Here is a 17,329-nt window from a genome sequence, read left to right on the forward strand (position 1 = left end):
GGGGCCGATCGATCAGTCCGTGGTGATGACTTTCCCTCGAGTTTCGGGAACCAGAAGGCACCCGAGCATTCCCACGACCGCTCCGATGACTCCGAACCCCATTGCACGATGGATGTTTCCGTCGGCCAGCATGATCGCGAACAGCGGAAACAGTCCCGACCCGATACCGCGTGCCACGTAGTACGTGGCACCCGAACCGAGGGCTCGGTAGCGCGTGGGGTAGAACTCCGATATCCAGGTGCCGATCACACCGAATCCCGCATAGCCGATGGCACAGCCGGCCAGAGCTGCTGTGGCGGCGGTCCACACACTGCCCGTACCGGCAGGCATCTCGGTGTCCGACCCGATCGACAGAAACAGCCCGAATCCGACCACACCTACTGCACAGGACCAGAATGTGGATCCGCGGCGACCGATCCTGTCCGACAACGCTCCGAACGTGATGTACGAAGCGATGCCGAGCACAGTTCCGATCGAAAGCACGATCGTCGCCCAGCCCAACGACAACCCGGCGTATTCGCGCAGGTAGGTGGGACCGAACGTGATGTAGCAATAGCTGGCGGCGAAAATTCCGGTGGTGGCAAGGGTCAGGAACAGTCCACCGACGATCGTTCGACGCTTGTCGGCCGCGCTCGTCAGCTGCTGCGCTTCGGTAGGTTCCACGGCGACCAACGGCGGTGCGTCCTTGGCTGCGCGCCACACCTTGGATTCCGGCAGCATCCGGAAGGCGAACAGCCCCACTGCGACGCTCATGGCTCCGATGATGACGAAGCCGGTACGCCAACCGGATTCCGATCCAAGCGTGGTGATGGTGCCGAACAGAATTGCCTGAGTGATAAGAGTTCCGCAGATGAACATCCCCTGCAGAACACTCCCCATCAGTCCTCGGTTTCGCGTCTTCCACGTCTCGGTGAACATCGCGAAGATGACGCCGAAGGCACCGCCCATCGCCACACCCGCCAATACGCGGGTCAGGGTGAAGAGCTCGAAGCTGTCGAGGAAGGCTCCGACGATCGCCAGCACGCCGTAGATGGCGGTGAACGCGACGTAGGTCGGCCGACGGCCCCAACGATCGGCGGTCCAACCGAACAGAAAGCCGCCGGCAATCGACGCGATGCTCTGAGCCGTGATGACGCCGACCACAGCCTGAGTCGATACCGCGAACGAATCGGCGAGATCCCTCAACGGATAGCTCAACAGGTTCAGTTCCATGCTCTCGATGAGGGCACCGGTGATGGCGAAGCCGAGAACCATCTTTCGTTCCTTCGGCGTGTACGCGTTCTCGGCGTTGAGCCGGCTCTCCCCCACTGCGCTGGTCGACTTCACAGTGCTCCGACCTTCCCTGCGCGAGCCCTGACCTTGTTGGTCATCGACCCGATTCCCGTGATGCTGCTGGTGATGACATCGCCGTCGGTGAGGAACCGCTGAGGCGTCATACCCAGGCCGACACCCGCGGGTGTCCCGGTGAAGATCAGATCGCCGGGGTAGAGGGTGACTTCCGCCGATATGTACTCGATCAACTCCGGAATCGAGAAGACCAGGTCCCCGGACGTTCCGTCCTGGACGAGTTCATCGCCGATCCAACACTTCAACGACAGCCGATCGAGGTCCTCGAACTCGTCGGGAGTCACCAGCACCGGCCCGATCGGCGCGTAGTTCCGAAACGACTTGCCGAAGCTGTACTGCGGAGTGCTTCCCTGCAGCTGGACCTCTCTGTCCGAGATATCCTGCCCCACAGTCAACCCCGCGATGCAACTCCATGCGTCGTCCTTCGAGACCCTGGCTGCTTCGCGTCCGATGACCACCACCAATTCGACCTCCCAATCGACGGAGTCGCCCGACAATTCGACGTCGGCGTCCGGTCCGGCGATCGCCGACGGGAACTTGGTGAACAACAGCGGGACCGTCGGCAGCGGTGATCCTGCCTCGCGGGCATGGTCGACGTAGTTGAGCCCTACCCCGATCACCTGACGTGGTCGGGGGCTCACCGGACCCACGTCGGCAGTGCCCGAAGACGCGGCCGGGTGATCGGGGTTCACCGCCGCGGCCCACGCTGTGAACTCCTCCCAGCGCTCGAAGATGTCTTCGATACGGTGGCCGAACCTCTCACCGCTGAGCCGAGCAACGTCGATCTCGGCCCCACCGTGCAGCAAGGTGAGCCGACCCGCATGATTGGCGATACGCATTGTCGAATCCTGTTCTGAGACTGTCGTTGGGCAACACTATGATTGGGACGATTGGTCGCTGACGAGTCGGTAGGTGGACCAGCGCGCGTGTGCACCGATCCTGTCGACCGCCGCCGATACCGAACCTGTCGGGGACACCGCCAGCGATCCGTACTGCTCGATGACCACGAACACGGACGGTCGCTCGTCGGCCGCGGCCGCGGCGGCGCTGCCGGCCGCTTTTCCCTCCGCGGTGCTGTCTTTCGCCGACGCGGCGACCGCGTCCGTTTCGTAGACCGCGACTCCCTCGGCCAGACCGCTCTCGATCGTCGCCCTCGCGATGTCCTCCACCGCCTCGACGAGCGACCCGTTCATGCCCACCCCACCGGTGATCCGGCCCAACAGAATTCGGCCGGTTCGGCCCAGCCCTCCGCGGAAGCGTCGAGTTCCCACCGTTCTTTCGTTCTGGCGGAACAGCGCTACCGCATTTTTCGTGCGCGGTGTCGGTGAATCCAAGGCGGCGAGATACTCCGGGCTCGTCAGTACCTCGACCGAGTCCGTCTCGTAGATGGAGAAGTACTCCACTCGGGCAGCCCCTCTGTCGGGATCCTCGACGAATCGACGGGCGTTGCGGAAACCGGTGACAGCGAGCCTTTCCGGGAAGTGCTCACGTGAGTACCAGTCGTCGAATTCCGGAACATCGTCGCGGTCGACGGCAATTACGTTCATCAATGCGCCGGTCATCAGAACAGACCCTGCCGCTGTTGAAATTTGGTGGGCTTGCCCAACGTCTCGCCATCGCGGCCGACCCACGCTGCGACAGCGTCGATCATGAAGGACAAAGTAGTGGAGGGATATCCGAACTCCTTCTGCAGTGCCGTTCCATCCATCACGTACGAGGTACCCGTCTCGGTCCCCACGAATCTCGGTTCTTTGCCCAGGATTTCGCCGAATCGGTGCGCAAGCCATCGAATGGACACGATCTCCGGCCCGGTGATGTTCAGCCTCCGTGGCGGCGAGCTGGCAAGCGTCAGCGATCGAATCGCGTAGTCCGCGACATCGCGTTGCCAGATGACGCTGGCATGGCCCATCTCGAGTGGGATCTCGGATCCATCCTGAACTGCCTGCGCAATCTCCTGGAGCACTCCGTACCGGGTCTCGATCGAGTATCCGAGCCGGAAGATCAGCAAGGGCGTCCCGAACTGGAGGGAGTGGTACTCGAACACGCGCTCGCGTCCGACGCAGGAGGCCGCGTATTCACCGATGGGGTCGACCGGATCGTCTTCGCGCGAACCGCCCGTGGCGACATCCGCCAGCGGGTACGTCACCAGGGTGGAGAACGCAACGATTCTGCTGTCGCGATACTTGGTGGCGACCCGACCCGGCAGATACGCATTCATCGCCCATGTGAACGACTCGTTGCCTGTCGTGCCGAACTTGTTGCCTGCCATGAAGATTACGTTCGCGGCCTCGGGTAGGGCCTGTAGCTGGTCGTCGTCGGTCAGATCCGCGGCAACGCAATCGACGCCGTTGCGCTCGAGAAACGCACGGGTACGCACGTCCGAGAACCGAGCGACGCCGAAGATGCGCTTGTCGGTACCCGCTGCCTCCGCGGCGCGCTTGGCCATCACCGCCACACTCGGGCCGACCTTGCCACCCACGCCCAGCACTGCAATGTCACCCTCGATGGTCCGCATTGCGTCGATCAGTTCCTGCGACGGTGTTGCGAGCGCCTCTTCGATGGCGTCGACTCCGTCGAACTCGGCGTCCTGTCGCCGGGTTTCTTGCGTGATACTCACGTGTTGTCCTCTCGTTGTGACCTGTGACATACATCGTGACCCACAATCAACCCGCGCAACACCGGTCATATCGCTACCCGAAGAGCCGAAACTATGTGGGTTTCCCACAGTAGGGTGATGGAATGCGGAGTTACCACCGATCGATCGACGAACTGGTCGACGAGGCAGTCGGGCTCATCTGGAACACGTACCGCGGTTATACGAACGACGTGCTCAGCCGGAGCGAACTCGACTATTTCGTCCGTCGCAACATCGAGGTGGTGCTGGACTGCGTAGGACGCGGTGTCACGCCGTCCGGCGAGGAACTGGGCCATGCACGCGAACTGGGTATCTCGCGGGCGCAAGAGGGTGTACCGCTCGAGTCGGTCATTCAAGCGTTTCGCTCGACCGAGCGAGTACTGCTGCTGCATGTACTCCGTAGCCAGGACAGCGCGACGGGGACGACACCGACCGAACTCGCCCTGTCTTGCTTCGACGCGCTCACCAATTCGATGATCGACGCCTACCGTGAGGCCTCGTCCGTGATCGACGCAGTGACACGCCGAGCCGAGGACGAACTGGCGACAGCACTGACGAACGGCTGGGACGTGGACACTCAGGAGCTGAACCGGTGGACCAGCGTGCTCGGGGTCGACCCGAACGCCGCGCACGTGTGCGCGATACTCACGATGGCCGACAGTGCAGATCCTCTTGCCGGCCAACGACTTCGACGTCAGGTGAGCAGTACGATGACCACCGCACGCCTCGGCCCCTCGATCTTCGGGGAAGCAGACGGCAGCCTGATCGTCTTCGTACCGCTTCCCGACGGGCCGTCCTCGCTCGGAGCGCTCGACACCGTGCTGACAATATTGCTGAGGCATACCGCCGACTGTCTGGCGGTGTCCGTGGGCGAAAGCACGTCCTCCTTGAGAACCGTCCATCGGTCATTCACACAGGCGAGTGCGGTTCGCAACGCTTCCAACCCCGACCTGACGTCGAGAACCCTGGTGCACTACGCCGACGTACTGCTCGACATCCTCATCAACAGCGATGTGGAAGCACGAGAAAAGTTCGAGATCGACCGCGTCGGACCCATCCGTGACGCGGCGCACCTGATGGACACGATCACCGCTCTGGCCGAATCCAACATGTCGCAATCCGCCACCGCCAAAAGGCTTTACGTACACGTCAACACCGTGTCTGCACGGTCGAAACGAATACAGGAACTGACCGGTCGAAATCCGCTGGTCTTCAACGACCTGGTCGAGTTGTATCTCGCGTCGCGCGTGGTGGTACGAACCCGCATTTCCTGACGAACAGCCGAGTTGGGCATCTCCGGCACGGACCGCAGGTCCAGTGTGGCCTGGCCTCCAATATGCTCGGTCGGTGAGAACTCGGATGAAGGAGTCGAATCTTCGACATGCACCGCTTGCGGGCGTGGCCCCGAATACCCTCTATCGCATCATGGCGCTTCGGGTCGCGGTGTTCGTCCACGAGCAGAAGATCGTCGACGAGGCGGAACTCGATGGCGCGGACCTACTTCCGACGACGGAGTTGTTCTGGATCCAGGACGACCACGGCGAGGTGTTGGCCACTCTTCGCGTCCTCGTCGACGACACGGTTCACATCGGACGGGTCGCGACCGCAGCTCATGCGCGCGGTAGCGGCTACGCAGGCGAGCTCGTCGATGCCGCACTGACGGCCTACCCCGGGGTGGTCGAAATCTCCGCGCAAGCGCACCTCGAAAAATGGTACGAGCGCTTCGGATTCGTTCGAGTGGGAGAGCAGTACCTGGAAGCGGGGATCCCGCACGTGAAGATGCTCACCCGGGATGCGGAACCCCGATAGATCACGCAGACGACTACGGCTGCGCAGGGCGGCCCAGTCGGTAGCCCTGCAGCAAGTCTGCCCCGATCGACATGGCCGCCGCGAGGTCCTCGTCGGTCTCCACACCCTCGAACACGCATCGGGCGCCGGTCTTGCGCGCGAACTCGAGCACCAGTTCCGCCAAAGCCAGCTTCGCCCGATTCGCCCTCATCTCGTGGACGACGAAGGCATCGAGTTTGACGATCTCGGGTTCGAGCAGAACGAGGTGCCGCATTCCCGCGTATCCCGATCCCAGATCGTCGACCGCCACGGCCACCCCGCCGCGTCGAAGCTCGGCCAGGACGGACACCACCGCGTCCTCGTCGACGAGGGCGGCATGCTCGGTGATCTCGACAACCAATGGCCGACGTCGCCCGACATCGAGCAGTACGTCGACCAGAGCCGTGTCGACCAACAGCGTTGCAGCGCTGAGATTCACCGCAACGAAAGGCCCACTCGGCAGACGAACGGATTCCTCCAGTGCTCGGACCGCCGCCGATCTGTCGAGCGCAGGCCCCAGGCCACAGTGCGCAGCATCGGCAAACCATGCTTCGGTGTCACCGCCGCCGGCCGGAAAACGAGAAAGAGCCTCGTATCCCTCGATCGCACCGTCATCGGCTCGAACGATCGGCTGAAAGACGATCTGCGGACCACCGCACGCAATCACGGCCTCCACCCGACGCCTCGCACGCAACAGTGTCGAATGCAGCGGCGTCGAGGCACCTCTAGTCGACGACACGGGTCGTCGAATACATCGGAGAAAGCAGTTCGGCCGCGACCTCGATCAGTCGACGCTGCATGCTGTCAGAGGAAGATCGGCGAATCGGTCCATCAGGAACTGGGCAGCCTCGCCGCCGTAGCCGTCGATCAGCTGCGGTCCGAAGTGGTTGGGCAACACCGCACCCTGCAGGATCGGCGGCAACGAATTGGTTCGGAACTCCACCCGGGCACCGAGCGCACACCAGTCGTACGCCAGTTGCCTGGCCTGGCCGTACGGCACCGTGTCGTCATTTATTCCGCTGGTGATCATCACCGGAGCATTCGGCGTACTGCGGCCGATTCGTTGCTCGTCGAAGATCGCCTCGGCCTGCGGGATCCCACGCAGGTTCTCCAACATGGACTTTCCGTCCTTCGTCAGCGTCTCCGTGCGCAGGAACGGGTGCTCGAGAATCGTGTCGCCGATGCATTCCGTCGACAGCTCGTTCAGCACCGCCTTGCCCTGATCGGTGAGCCGCTCGTCGATGAGCGGGCGCAGACTCGGGTCACGTTCGACGAATCCGTTGAGGGCATAACCGATCACACCGCCGATCAGTGTTCCGTCGACCGTCTTCAACACCTCGAGCAGATCGGCCGTCGGAGCCCCGGCCCACGTCCCCTTCAGATTCAGCTCCGGCGCGTACTCGCCGGCGAGTTCCGCGGCAGCCGCGGCAGCCCCACCGCCCTGCGAGTAACCCCAGATGCCGATCGGTGCATTCGCGTCGCCGCCCAATTCGACTGCCGCCCGGGCACCGTCGAGAACTGCATGCGCCTCCTCCACCCTGTTCACGTACGTGTGCAGGCCGGGCGTTCCCAATCCGATGTAGTCGGTGACGAACACGTTCGCCCCCATCGACCCCCACAGCGTCGACGACAGCAGTTCCTGATTGAACGAGATCGACAGTGGTTGTGTCACAGCGTTGATGGAGGTGGGAAACGCTCTCGACGGGGCACATTGATCGCCCTGCCCGACGGTTCCCGGGGCGACGACGATCGTCGGTCGCGGGCCTGCTCCACGCCAGGGCACCTCGGTCTCGACGAACGTGCCCGACACGGCCACCGGCGTATCGTCCTGCGTACGCGAGGTGTACAACACCCGCTGCGCCTGGGCCGGATACGAGCCGTCGTTGCCCGGCAGTGCAGCGAACAACGACATCGGCTGGGTTCGGTCGACGGATCCAGGGCTGTCGGTCGGCTGGGCAGGCGGGACGTAGAAGTCGTCGACGGGATCGGCGTGCGCGGCCGAGGCACCGAGTGCGGTCACCGAGGACGCGAGTACGGCGGTGACGACAACACCGATCATGCTGCGATACAGATGCATTGGGCTCTTTCTGCTGAGGGGTCAGACAATCGTGTCGAGGTCGCGGGCGACGATGTTGTCCAGCGCTCGTTCGGCCAGCGCCGCGATCGTCATGGACGGGTTGCAGGCCGCAGTGTTGCCCGGCATCAACGCACCGTCGAGAACGTACAGTCCGCGTTGACCGTGAACACGGCCGTCGAGGTCGCACACCGGGCCCATGTTCGCCCCGCCCAACGGATGCCAGGTGGAGGGGAACACCGCATTGGTATCGGTGAGGATGCTGCCCGAACCTGCGATGCGACGCACCGTCGGATCGATGGAACCGTCCTGAATGACGGAGTCGCCGTTGACCGGCCAGTACAGCTGGGCTCGATCGCGCGTGGAATCGTAGGCGAAGTGGCCGCGACCGTCACTGACTCCGTAGCCGACGATCATCGTGCTGTGGGCATCGACGCCCAACGGCGGAATGGATGCCTGAATGACCGTGTGCGCGGTGCGCGGATCGTCCCAGTTCAAGCTGCCGAACACCACCGGACCGCCCTGCGGCGTACCGAACTGCTGCTCGATACTCGACCACACGTAGATGCGATCGGCATTGGTACCCCAGCCCTGCCCGAGCTGGTCCGGTAGATCCGGGATGGCACCGGTGGCCCCGGCGCGGACCAGCAGCTTGGTGGTGTTCAGACTGCCTGCGGCCATGATCAGCGCACCGGTGGTGAGGATCTTGTTCTCCAACACCGTTCCATCGGAATCGATTCGGTCGACATGGACGATCCAGCGACCGTCGGTGGCGCGCTCGACGTGGGTGACGTTGTGCTGCGTTGCCACAGTGGCCAGCCCGGTTGCCTCGGCAGCGGCGATGTAGGTGACGTCGACGGAATGCTTGCCGCCGTTGTTCACTCCGAATGCGCCCGCGCCGTTGGTGTACGACGGCTTCATCACCCCGCGGGTTTCGTCGAGGGCGTAGTTCCAGTCGATCGGCATCGGAATCTTCGACACCGGCAGACCCGCCCGCCGCGCACTGTCCGCGAACACCCGTGCCGCTCGATAATTGGGCGTTGCGATCAACTCGTCAGGGGCCTGCGCGAGCTGCAGCATCCGCGCGACGCGGGGGTAGTGGACCGCGTTCAACGTGGCCCAGTCGAGGTCGATCGGAAAGTGAGTCTCGAACACAGTCTGCGAGGGCTGCAGCGTCATTCCCTGGTAGATCAGCGACCCGCCGCCCACTCCGGCTGCACACAGAGCGGTCATGTTGTCGCCGGAGACTGCCTCGAGCAGGCCGACGTACGGATCGAACGGAACCGGTCTCCCGAACAGGTTCGGGCTGGAGCCGTACCACAGCATCCGCTTGTCCGGCGCGGTCGCGTTGGGGAAGGTATCGGCATTCGGCCCTGTGGGCCAACGCCTTCCGCGTTCGAGCACCAGAACCGGGATGCCTGCCTCCGCCAAGCGCAGCGCCGCGACACCGCCCCCGAACCCCGATCCGATCACGACGACTCGATGGTCCTCACGGGTGAGCGGGACCTGAACCCTCGAATGCGGGGCGGCCTGCGCGGCACCGGTACCCGACGCCACGGCAGCAATCCCGGCCACCGCGGTCGCGCCCAGAAATGACCGGCGATTCAGTGTCGACACGTTCCCCCCAAGAGATTGCGGCAACGTACATCGAAACCCGAGTTACGTGTACGCGTCGTGCAAAACTAGACAGAAGGGGACTTGGGTGTCAAGTTTCCGACGCTAAGAAAAGGGCAGAACCGGGATCAACCATCGTTCGAGGTAACGCCGCAACCCTTCGTCGTGGTGAATGGTGGGGTCGTCGAACAGAATCACCGACAGCCCCACCCGCACGATGACGCCGTCGATGCCGTGGAACTGCGCGGAATCGAAGCCCGGATTGCGCTCGATGTATCCGTCGAGAAACTGGCGTACCACCGGTTGTGCGCGATCCATCATGTCCGGGTCGAACAGTGGGTTCGCGTTGCCCGAGCGCAACAACGAATTCAGAACCGGTTCGCGCCGAATGAGATTGCGCGCAGCAACCACGGTCTCGACGATGAACTCCGTCGGAGTTTCCGCCTGATCGGCCTTCTCCCTGATACCGCCCAGCACGTCCACGATCAGTCCCACCATCGCCTCGGAGACCATGTCCTCGCGGGTGGTGAAGATCGAATAGACAGTCTGACGCGTGACGCCCGCAGCGCGCGCCGCCGCAGCGATCGTGACACCCTCGAAGCCGGTCTCGGCGATCAACCCGAGGGTGGCATCGAGAATCTTCTGCTTGGACCGCACCGTCCGAGTATGACGGCATCTCGGTGTTGCGGCCTCATCCGATGACGTGCCGGAGACGATAAGCTCGGTCCTGTTCATCGAATGGGGGTTCACACGTGAACGACGAGACGACGGCCGGGCCAACTTTGCGCACGGTCACTGGCACCACCAGCGGAGACCTCGAAGCAGTCGAATTCGACGGGCTGATCCACGCCCGGGGAATTCCCTATGCCACCGCCACGCGATTTCGTCGGCCCGAACCGATCGACACCCCGGATACGACGCGCGATGCCACCCGCCGCGGACCGGTCTGCATTCAACTGCCGTCCCGGATAGACAATGTCACCGGTCCCATGATCGACGGGCTCGAACAGAGCGAGAACTGCCTGGTGTTGTCGGTGACCGCTCCCGCTGCGGCGGAGAGACTTCCGGTCATGGTGTGGCTGCACGGCGGTGGCTACGTCTCCGGCGGCGGGGAGGCCGAGAAGTACGACGCCGACCACCTCGCTCGGGAGGGTGTCGTGGTCGTCAGCGTCACCTTCCGGCTCGGCGGGTTCGGCTATCTGACCCCGAAAGATTCGGGAGAGAGCAACATCGGTGTTCGAGATCAGATCGCAGCACTGCACTGGGTGTCGACCAACATCGCGCGATTCGGCGGTGACCCACACAACGTGACTCTGTTCGGCCAGTCCGCGGGCGGCGATGCCGTCCTCACGCTCATGGCGTGCGAGTCGGCCGCAGGGCTGTTCTCGAGAGCAATAGTGCAGAGTGCGCCTCTCGGATTGCGGTCGGGACGTTCGGCTCTGTACGACACGGCACGAACGGCGTTCGCACGTCACTTTCGTACCGACCCGGCCACCGCTCCCGCGTCGGATGTGCTCGACGCAGAGAATGCCGTGACGCGAGCGGTGCGCAGGTTCGGTGCCGCAGGCGGAATGCCGTTCGGGCCGGTCGCTCACCTCGAACCACTGTCCGGCAACCCCGACGACGCCCTACGCCGAAGCGCCACCCGAGTCGAACTTCTGATCGGTCACACCAGGGACGACGCCGCCCCGTTCGTGGACATCGTGACGAACATGCTGTGGCTCAACAGGTTCGGCGTCGTGAGCTCGACACTCACCGCGCCGGTGGTCCGTCTCGTCACCAGCATGCTGTTCGGCGTCGACGGGATGGTGAAGATGTGGCACCGCGCGGGCGGTCGGGTTGCCAGCTACCGGGTGGACTGGGCACCGAAAGGTGCGCCACTGGGGGCATGTCACTGCATGGAATTGCCACTGCTGTTCGGCGACGCGTGGTCGGACGCGCCGATGCTGGCCGGCCACACACCGCCGAAGGAGTTGGCCGCCAGGGTCCGTCGCACGTGGGCCGCGTTCGCCCGAGAAGGAGTGGCCGGGCTGCCCGAGCGCTCGCTGGTGTTCTGACCGGCCACCCTCTCCGGCGTCAGAGCTGCACGTCGGCAAGCACACCGGCAACAACGAAACCTCCAGCGATGGCGCAGCCTGCCACGCGTGTCCTCTGCGGGAGGTACGCGGTCAGCGCGAATGCACCGGTGTCCCAGACATCGACAGCCACCCCGGCGCGAAGCAAGGGACGCACGAGCTTCGGGGCGTATTTCGTGGCCGCGTACAGCCCACCGCCGATGTAGATTTCTCGAATCCCGAAGGTGCGGGCGGCCGCTCGCGTGGTCGCCACTGCGGCGTCGGGGCCGGCGAGCAGTTCGTTGGCGCGGGTGGGAGCGATCATGTGGGCGACGCCGATGGCGGCGCGGCCGAGCCCGACGATTTCGGGCAGGCGTCGTACGAGTGTGGAGCCGATGGCCATGAATGCATTCCTCAATTCGTCGAGACAGCGCTGTCGCGTGCCAGCCGCCGGAGCCGACCGACAGGCTTCTTGATACCGAAGGCCACGATGGTGACCCGACCGTCGTCGTGATTCCACTGCAAGAGGGCCGACCCCTCGTCCACGGCCCCCTCGAGTACGGTCGGGTCACCCTGCAGCGGCAGGGGGCCGACAACCTTGATCGGCAACCCGAGGATCTCGGTCCAGAAGTAGTCGTCGGTGGGGGCGCAGGTCGGTTCCACGCCCAGCGCGGATGCCGCAGCCACTTTGCCCTGCGCAACGGCGTTGGACCAGAACGGAGCTCGGGCCGACGCGTCATGGAAGTAGGTGACGTCCCCGGCGGCGAACACGCCGGGAGCGGTGGTGGCACACTGGTCGTCGATGGCGACGCCCCGAGCATCTGCGATCCCGGTGCCCTCCAACCAGTCCGTCTCGGGAAGATCGCCCGCGCAGGTGACCACGAGATCGGCTGTGCGCGTGCCGTCACCGAGTTCGATGCCGGTCACCGGATCCCCGGTCAAGCCAACCGGCCCGTCGACCAGGACGAACTCGATCGACCATTCCTTCGCGCGCCGGTCGATCGCCTCGGACAGAAACGGCCCGAGGAGCCGCTGCAGCGGTGGATCGACATCGACGACGGTGACCTCGACACCGCGAGCGGCGCACGCGGTGGCAACTTCCAGACCGAGGAAGCCAGCGCCGACGACGATCGCGGTTCGAGCCTCGTCCAGCTTCGGACGCAGCGCCCGGACGTCGGCGAACGTCCGTAAGACGTTCTCGCCCATCTGATCCGGGCCGGCGATACGACGGGCCGACGCCCCGGTCGCAACGATGAGCGCGTCGTAGGCGACATCGGTGCCGTCGGCCGTGGTCACGGTGCGTCGATCGGTGTCGACCGATACGGCGCGATCGACGACGGCAGTGATGTCGAGATCGGACAGATCCCACGTTTCCGCCTCGGCCCCATCGCCTTTGAGCACGTGCTTCGACAGCGGCGGCCTGGCGTAGTAGCCGTCGGCGTCGGCACCGATCACGGTGAGTGCGCCGTCATGTCCTCGCGCGCGCACCTCACGGGCTGCGGTGCAGCCCGCGATGGAGTCTCCGACGATGACGATCCGACGTTCTGTGGTGCTCACTTGCTCTCTCGGAGCGCGGCCACCGGACAGACGCCGACGGCCGATCGTGCGGCAGCCTGCTGGTCATCCGGAATGTCGTTGCCGTCGAAGGCATAGTGAAGCTCGCCCTCGTCGTCCAGACCGAACACCTCCGGGGCCTGCTCGGCGCAGATGCCGTGGCCTTCGCACCGATCCCAGTCGACGTCGATTCTCATTGCTGTGTCCCTTCTGTGGCCACCAATGTCAGCGGCAACTTTTCGTAGCGGTGAATGACGTTGTTGACGGCCCGTTTCGGCGTTCCCGACGGGACGAACCGTTCGACTCTTCGCGCCAGCACTCGGAGCATGGTCTGCGCTTCGAGGCGCGCCAGACCCTGACCCGCACACCCATGCGCTCCTGATCCGAATCCGAGTTGCCTTGCGGCGTCACGGGTGACGTCGAATGCGTCGGGGTTGTCCCACTCGCGTTCGTCCCGGTTCGCCGACGCGTAGACCACCAGCACGCGTGCACCTTGCGGGATTCGCGATCCATCGATCTCGACGTCGCGCACTGCTCGGCGAGAGAAGGCCCTGATGGGTGATTCGTACCGGACGACCTCGTTGACGGCGTTGGGAATCAGATCCGGATCCTGCCGGACGGCCTGCCACTGCTCGGGGTAGCGAGCGAACAGATCGAGTGCCCCGGAGATCGCTCCGATCGTCGTGTCGAGCGATGGGCCGAGGTAGTCGATCATCAGTGCCGGGCATGCGGACTTGCTGATCTTGTTCTCGTCGGCGGCTTTGAGCACGTCGTCGCCCATGCTCCCGGGGAGCACCGATCGCTGCCGCACCACCTTCCTGGAGAACGCGAGCATCTCGGTGGCCGCCTTCACGGCCGTGACGGAGTGACGATTGACGGGCCCGAGCGAGTCGAATGTTGCTCCAGCCCAACGGAGCAGCTCCTCACGACCGTCCTCGGGCCACCCGACGAGGTCGGGCACGACGGACATCGGCAGCGCGGTGGCGAGGTCGTCGACACCGTCGACGAACTTCTTGCTCAGGGCCGCATCGACGATGCCCTCCGCCTTCTCCTCCACCGCGGCCTTCATTTTTCGCACGGCCTTCGGGGTCAAGCGGTGCGCGAGAACCCCACGCTTGGTCGCGTGCTCGTCACCGTCGCTGTTGAGCGTCGTGCCGCGTCCGAGCCTGTTGGCAACCGGATTGAGTCCGACCCCGTCCCCGGAGATGAAGGTCTCGTCGTCGAGCAGGACCTTCTTGCAGTCGGCATAACGCGAGATGGCGAACACCTGCTGATTCGGCAGCCACACCACCGGTCCGAGTGCCCGGAGCCTCGCGTAGTGCGGGTACGGATCGAGGATCGCATCGGTGGAGTAGATGTCGGTGCGGTACTGGGGAATCGTCGCGTTCGTTGTCATGAGGTCCTTCGCCGCCGGAAGAGTAACTTCGCCCTGCCTGCACAGGATATTGACGATATCGTCACCCATGACACAGCTGACCGTCAAGCTTTTTGACGAATTCGTCATGAATGGAACGCGATAGGCTGCCCTCACTCACACCGCAGACCAGGAGCAGATCGTGACCGAAGGCAACCGCGTCGAGCGCCGCAAGGCACGCACAAGAGCCGCGCTGATCCGCGCCGCTCAAGGGCTTCTCGCCAGCGGAAACACCAACGCACCGGTCCTCGAGATCACGCAGGCCGCCGACGTCAGCAATGGATCGTTCTACAACTACTTCGAGAGCAAAGAAGAGCTGTGGCAGGCGGCCATCGACTCGGCCCTCGAATCCGCAGGCGACTATCTCGACTCGCTCACCGTCGACCTCGACGACGCGGTGGAGAAATTCACCCAATCCTTTCGATTGTCCGGACGCCTCTTCCGCCTCGAGCCGGAACTCAGTCGCGTCCTGCTGAACTCCGAAGCCGCGGCATTCGCCGCAGCCGGGGGCCTGGCACCGCGTTCGCGCCGCGATATCGAATCGGCCGCCGCACAAGGACGATTCGACGTGGACGACGCGGATGTCGCACTCGCCATCGTGGCAGGCTCGCTGCTGTCCATGGGACGACTGCTACTCGCGCAACCCGAGCGTGACGAGGCCGCCACCGTCGACGGCACGACGCAGCGCGTTCTCCGTGCACTCGGAATCTCCGCCGAAGAAGCCGAAAGCCTCTGCAGTCGAGAACTTCCTGGCTCCTATCGGGGCGGAGTACATGCCGCCATCGACCCCACGTCCGAGGCGGACGATCGGAGTCGATGATTCGGGTCAGCCGATCACCGGCGTGCGGTCCTTCGTCAATTCGTCGAGTTCTGCTTGCATCGCCGAGTGGACTCGGTGTGCGAAGTCCTCTGCGGACTCGTCGGGTTCGGGACGCATGGGAGCGAGGACCGACGTCTCCAATTTCGTGGGCAGCGGTAGATACGGAAGCAACCCCACCACCCCCACATTGAAGCCCCAGGGGATGGACAGCGACAACGGGACCGTCTTGGTTCGAAGCGATGTCTTGTCCAGCCCGAGCGCTCGGGCGATGCGCTTTCCACTGCTGAGCACCAGGAGGGACTCGCCCGCGCCCGCGGTCACGACCGGGACGATCGGCACCCCGGCTTCCATGGCCAGACGGGCGTAACCGCTGCGTCCGGCGAAGACGATCTCGTTGCGATGCCGCCACGATTTGAGGGCATCGAGGTCACCACCGGGGAAGACCACGACATTGTGTCCCTCGTCGAACGCATCGAGCGCATTCTGCCGGGCAGCCGGCCGCGCACCGAACGGCTCGACCAACTTTCCTGCACCCAGTGTCCACGCGATCTGGTGCGTCAACGCGATCACTTCCCTGGACAGCTTCAGATCGTCGTACGCCGCCGCGAACGCGAACACGTTCAGATCGATCACTCCGCCGAACCCGTGATTGCACACGAACAACACCGGCTCGTCGGGAACCGGTTGTGCGACGGACACTTCCAGGCGGTTGTAGAGACGGACCGCGTTGATTCCCATGGCGCGAATCGCGCGAGGTACTTTGTGCATGGCCGCACTCTAGCGGGCGATCCCGCATCACCGGGTGCGATCCACCCCCGTCCTCGAATTCACGCTTCTCGCCGGAACTCGAGCGTCCGCGGGGAGACTCATGCTCGCCGAACCCCTCTGCGTTCGGCTTCGCGGACCGCGAACTCGCGATAGGTGGTGGCAGGGCGGGAGAGCAGCTTCGGCAGCACCGTCATGTCACCCGCCGGCAGTCCGTTCTTGTCGTAGTAGTTCATCATGCCCTCGTAGCAATCTCGCGAATCCTGAGGCCAGTTGCGGATTCCCCGGGCATTCGAGGACTGCGCGAGCCCACGAATCACCTGCCGAGGTGCCTGAATCCTGGTGGACAGCAACGACTTGACAACGACGGTGGCGAGCGCGCCTGCACCTCGCAGCGGATTCTGCAGAGACGCCGGTGGGAGTCGCACAGCAGACACGCGATGTCCGAGAACGTCGGACCAGATGCGTGCCATCTCGTGTCGATCGAGCTCATGCGACGACAGATCGTACGTCTGCCCCTCGTGCCCCTCGGGTACGGTCAGGATGTTCGCCGCGACCTCGCTCACGTCCTCGGCGTCGACGACCCCCATCACCGAATTCGGCGACGTCGGGTACGGCAGAACACCACCCTGCACGAACTCCCAGAAGTCCAGGTAGTTCTGCATGAAGTGCGAGGCCCTCAGGTTGGTGGAGGCGATCCCCGATCGCCGGAACACCTCCTCGACGCGACCCTTCTCCTGATGGTGAAACATCTTCTCGATCTCGGGATGGATCACCGAGTGGTAGACGACGTGCTCGACACCGTTCGCACGGCACGCGGCGACGATGTGTTCGGCGATCGATACTTCGTGCACGAGGGACGTCGGATGGATATGGAACAGCCGTCGAACATCGGTGGTCGCCGTCAGCACATCCGCTGCCGATCGAATGTCGCCGATCACGACATCGTTCGCTCCATCTGCCCTCGCGCCCGCGGCCTGCTTCTCGTCCTTGACGAAGGCGCGGACCTTTTCTCCGCGTCCGTGCAGTTCGCGCAGCACTGCGCGTCCGACGCCACCGCCGGAACCTGTCACCAGGATCATCGTGCACCTCTTTCGACTGCCGAGTTCGAACAAGTCACATATTGACTTGAAGTCAAAATGTACGATACTGAAAAAACTGACTGATAGTCAATGTTTCGTTTCGTCCCGCCACCGATCCCTCGAGAGAAAGTTGCGAAGTGACC

Annotated in this window: 18 protein-coding genes; 4 read left to right on the forward strand and 14 right to left on the reverse strand. The window is 64.0% G+C overall.

Features of this window, described 5'->3' with window-relative positions; genetic code table 11:
* Positions 1-12 precede the first annotated feature (12 nt).
* The 4 genes from NY08_RS14745 to NY08_RS14760 are packed head-to-tail and all read right to left on the reverse strand — an operon-like array spanning position 13 to position 3,964.
* Positions 13-1,326, reverse strand: coding sequence for an MFS transporter (locus NY08_RS14745; protein ID WP_052683824.1), 1,314 nt, complete (start codon positions 1,324-1,326; stop codon positions 13-15).
* Complete coding sequence (locus NY08_RS14750) at positions 1,323-2,186, reverse strand: fumarylacetoacetate hydrolase family protein (protein ID WP_032396576.1); 864 nt, start codon at positions 2,184-2,186, stop codon at positions 1,323-1,325. Before NY08_RS14750 ends, NY08_RS14745 begins: the two co-directional genes overlap by 4 nt.
* Positions 2,187-2,222: 36 nt before the next feature.
* Complete coding sequence (locus NY08_RS26100) at positions 2,223-2,909, reverse strand: DUF4286 family protein (RefSeq protein WP_052049850.1); 687 nt, start codon at positions 2,907-2,909, stop codon at positions 2,223-2,225.
* On the reverse strand, positions 2,909-3,964 hold the full coding sequence (locus NY08_RS14760; RefSeq protein WP_200893113.1) for an NAD-dependent epimerase/dehydratase family protein: 1,056 nt from the start codon (positions 3,962-3,964) through the stop codon (positions 2,909-2,911). Before NY08_RS14760 ends, NY08_RS26100 begins: the two co-directional genes overlap by 1 nt.
* Before the next feature lie 122 nt (positions 3,965-4,086).
* Between NY08_RS14760 and NY08_RS14765 the strand changes: the two genes are divergently transcribed.
* Both NY08_RS14765 and NY08_RS14770 read left to right on the forward strand, forming a co-directional pair.
* Positions 4,087-5,256: a PucR family transcriptional regulator gene (locus NY08_RS14765; RefSeq protein WP_045197155.1), complete on the forward strand. Its 1,170-nt coding sequence runs from the start codon at positions 4,087-4,089 to the stop codon at positions 5,254-5,256.
* 85 nt (positions 5,257-5,341) lie between these two features.
* On the forward strand, positions 5,342-5,791 hold the full coding sequence (locus NY08_RS14770; RefSeq protein ID WP_045197157.1) for a GNAT family N-acetyltransferase: 450 nt from the start codon (positions 5,342-5,344) through the stop codon (positions 5,789-5,791).
* 13 nt (positions 5,792-5,804) lie between these two features.
* Here NY08_RS14770 and NY08_RS14775 read toward each other — a convergent pair whose 3' ends face one another.
* The 4 genes from NY08_RS14775 to NY08_RS14790 form a co-directional block, all read right to left on the reverse strand.
* Complete coding sequence (locus tag NY08_RS14775) at positions 5,805-6,548, reverse strand: EAL domain-containing protein (RefSeq protein WP_158462568.1); 744 nt, start codon at positions 6,546-6,548, stop codon at positions 5,805-5,807.
* Positions 6,549-6,593: 45 nt separating this feature from the next.
* On the reverse strand, positions 6,594-7,886 hold the full coding sequence (locus tag NY08_RS14780; protein WP_235386915.1) for a lipase family protein: 1,293 nt from the start codon (positions 7,884-7,886) through the stop codon (positions 6,594-6,596).
* Positions 7,887-7,907: 21 nt separating this feature from the next.
* Complete coding sequence (locus NY08_RS14785; RefSeq protein ID WP_045197158.1) at positions 7,908-9,500, reverse strand: GMC oxidoreductase; 1,593 nt, start codon at positions 9,498-9,500, stop codon at positions 7,908-7,910.
* Positions 9,501-9,602: 102 nt separating this feature from the next.
* A complete protein-coding gene (locus tag NY08_RS14790; RefSeq protein WP_045197160.1) occupies positions 9,603-10,154 on the reverse strand; it encodes a TetR/AcrR family transcriptional regulator in 552 nt (183 codons plus the stop codon).
* Positions 10,155-10,249: 95 nt separating this feature from the next.
* On the opposite strand from NY08_RS14790, the gene NY08_RS14795 reads away from it, so the two are divergent.
* Entirely contained in the window at positions 10,250-11,554 is a 1,305-nt protein-coding gene (locus NY08_RS14795) for a carboxylesterase family protein (RefSeq protein WP_235386917.1), read from the forward strand.
* Positions 11,555-11,573: 19 nt separating this feature from the next.
* On the opposite strand, the gene NY08_RS14800 is transcribed toward NY08_RS14795, so the two are convergent.
* The 4 genes from NY08_RS14800 to NY08_RS14815 are packed head-to-tail and all read right to left on the reverse strand — an operon-like array spanning position 11,574 to position 14,501.
* Positions 11,574-11,954 (reverse strand): hypothetical protein, encoded by a 381-nt coding sequence (locus NY08_RS14800; protein ID WP_045197162.1) that lies wholly within the window; start codon positions 11,952-11,954, stop codon positions 11,574-11,576.
* An 11-nt stretch (positions 11,955-11,965) separates the two neighbouring features.
* A complete protein-coding gene (locus NY08_RS14805) occupies positions 11,966-13,108 on the reverse strand; it encodes an NAD(P)/FAD-dependent oxidoreductase (RefSeq protein WP_045197164.1) in 1,143 nt (380 codons plus the stop codon).
* Entirely contained in the window at positions 13,105-13,302 is a 198-nt protein-coding gene (locus NY08_RS14810; RefSeq protein ID WP_045197166.1) for a ferredoxin, read from the reverse strand. The genes NY08_RS14805 and NY08_RS14810 overlap by 4 nt, the downstream gene beginning before the upstream one ends.
* Positions 13,299-14,501, reverse strand: a complete 1,203-nt coding sequence (locus NY08_RS14815) for a cytochrome P450 (RefSeq protein ID WP_045200495.1) — start codon at positions 14,499-14,501, stop codon at positions 13,299-13,301. The genes NY08_RS14810 and NY08_RS14815 overlap by 4 nt, the downstream gene beginning before the upstream one ends.
* 160 nt (positions 14,502-14,661) lie before the next feature.
* On the opposite strand from NY08_RS14815, the gene NY08_RS14820 reads away from it, so the two are divergent.
* Positions 14,662-15,339: a TetR/AcrR family transcriptional regulator gene (locus NY08_RS14820; protein ID WP_045197169.1), complete on the forward strand. Its 678-nt coding sequence runs from the start codon at positions 14,662-14,664 to the stop codon at positions 15,337-15,339.
* 6 nt (positions 15,340-15,345) lie between these two features.
* Here the strand turns inward: NY08_RS14820 and NY08_RS14825 are convergent, their stop codons facing one another.
* Positions 15,346-16,107, reverse strand: coding sequence for a lysophospholipid acyltransferase family protein (locus tag NY08_RS14825; RefSeq protein WP_045197171.1), 762 nt, complete (start codon positions 16,105-16,107; stop codon positions 15,346-15,348).
* A 98-nt stretch (positions 16,108-16,205) separates the two neighbouring features.
* Positions 16,206-17,186 (reverse strand): NmrA family NAD(P)-binding protein, encoded by a 981-nt coding sequence (locus tag NY08_RS14830; RefSeq protein WP_045197172.1) that lies wholly within the window; start codon positions 17,184-17,186, stop codon positions 16,206-16,208.
* Positions 17,187-17,329: the final 143 nt, after the last annotated feature.

Origin of the sequence: Rhodococcus sp. B7740 (assembly GCF_000954115.1) — a bacterium.
Classification (GTDB): domain Bacteria; phylum Actinomycetota; class Actinomycetes; order Mycobacteriales; family Mycobacteriaceae; genus Rhodococcoides.

Bases quoted from the DNA above. Each gene is read 5' to 3' on its own strand.
- NY08_RS14750 (WP_032396576.1), bottom strand. From the start codon at position 2,186: ATGCGTATCGCCAATCATGCGGGTCGGCTCACCTTGCTGCACGGTGGG.
- NY08_RS26100 (WP_052049850.1), bottom strand. From the start codon at position 2,909: ATGACCGGCGCATTGATGAACGTAATTGCCGTCGACCGCGACGATGTT.
- NY08_RS14765 (WP_045197155.1), top strand. From the start codon at position 4,087: ATGCGGAGTTACCACCGATCGATCGACGAACTGGTCGACGAGGCAGTC.
- NY08_RS14770 (WP_045197157.1), top strand. From the start codon at position 5,342: ATGAAGGAGTCGAATCTTCGACATGCACCGCTTGCGGGCGTGGCCCCG.
- NY08_RS14780 (WP_235386915.1), bottom strand. From the start codon at position 7,886: ATGCATCTGTATCGCAGCATGATCGGTGTTGTCGTCACCGCCGTACTC.
- NY08_RS14800 (WP_045197162.1), bottom strand. From the start codon at position 11,954: ATGGCCATCGGCTCCACACTCGTACGACGCCTGCCCGAAATCGTCGGG.
- NY08_RS14810 (WP_045197166.1), bottom strand. From the start codon at position 13,302: ATGAGAATCGACGTCGACTGGGATCGGTGCGAAGGCCACGGCATCTGC.
- NY08_RS14815 (WP_045200495.1), bottom strand. From the start codon at position 14,501: ATGACAACGAACGCGACGATTCCCCAGTACCGCACCGACATCTACTCC.
- NY08_RS14825 (WP_045197171.1), bottom strand. From the start codon at position 16,107: ATGCACAAAGTACCTCGCGCGATTCGCGCCATGGGAATCAACGCGGTC.
- NY08_RS14830 (WP_045197172.1), bottom strand. From the start codon at position 17,186: ATGATCCTGGTGACAGGTTCCGGCGGTGGCGTCGGACGCGCAGTGCTG.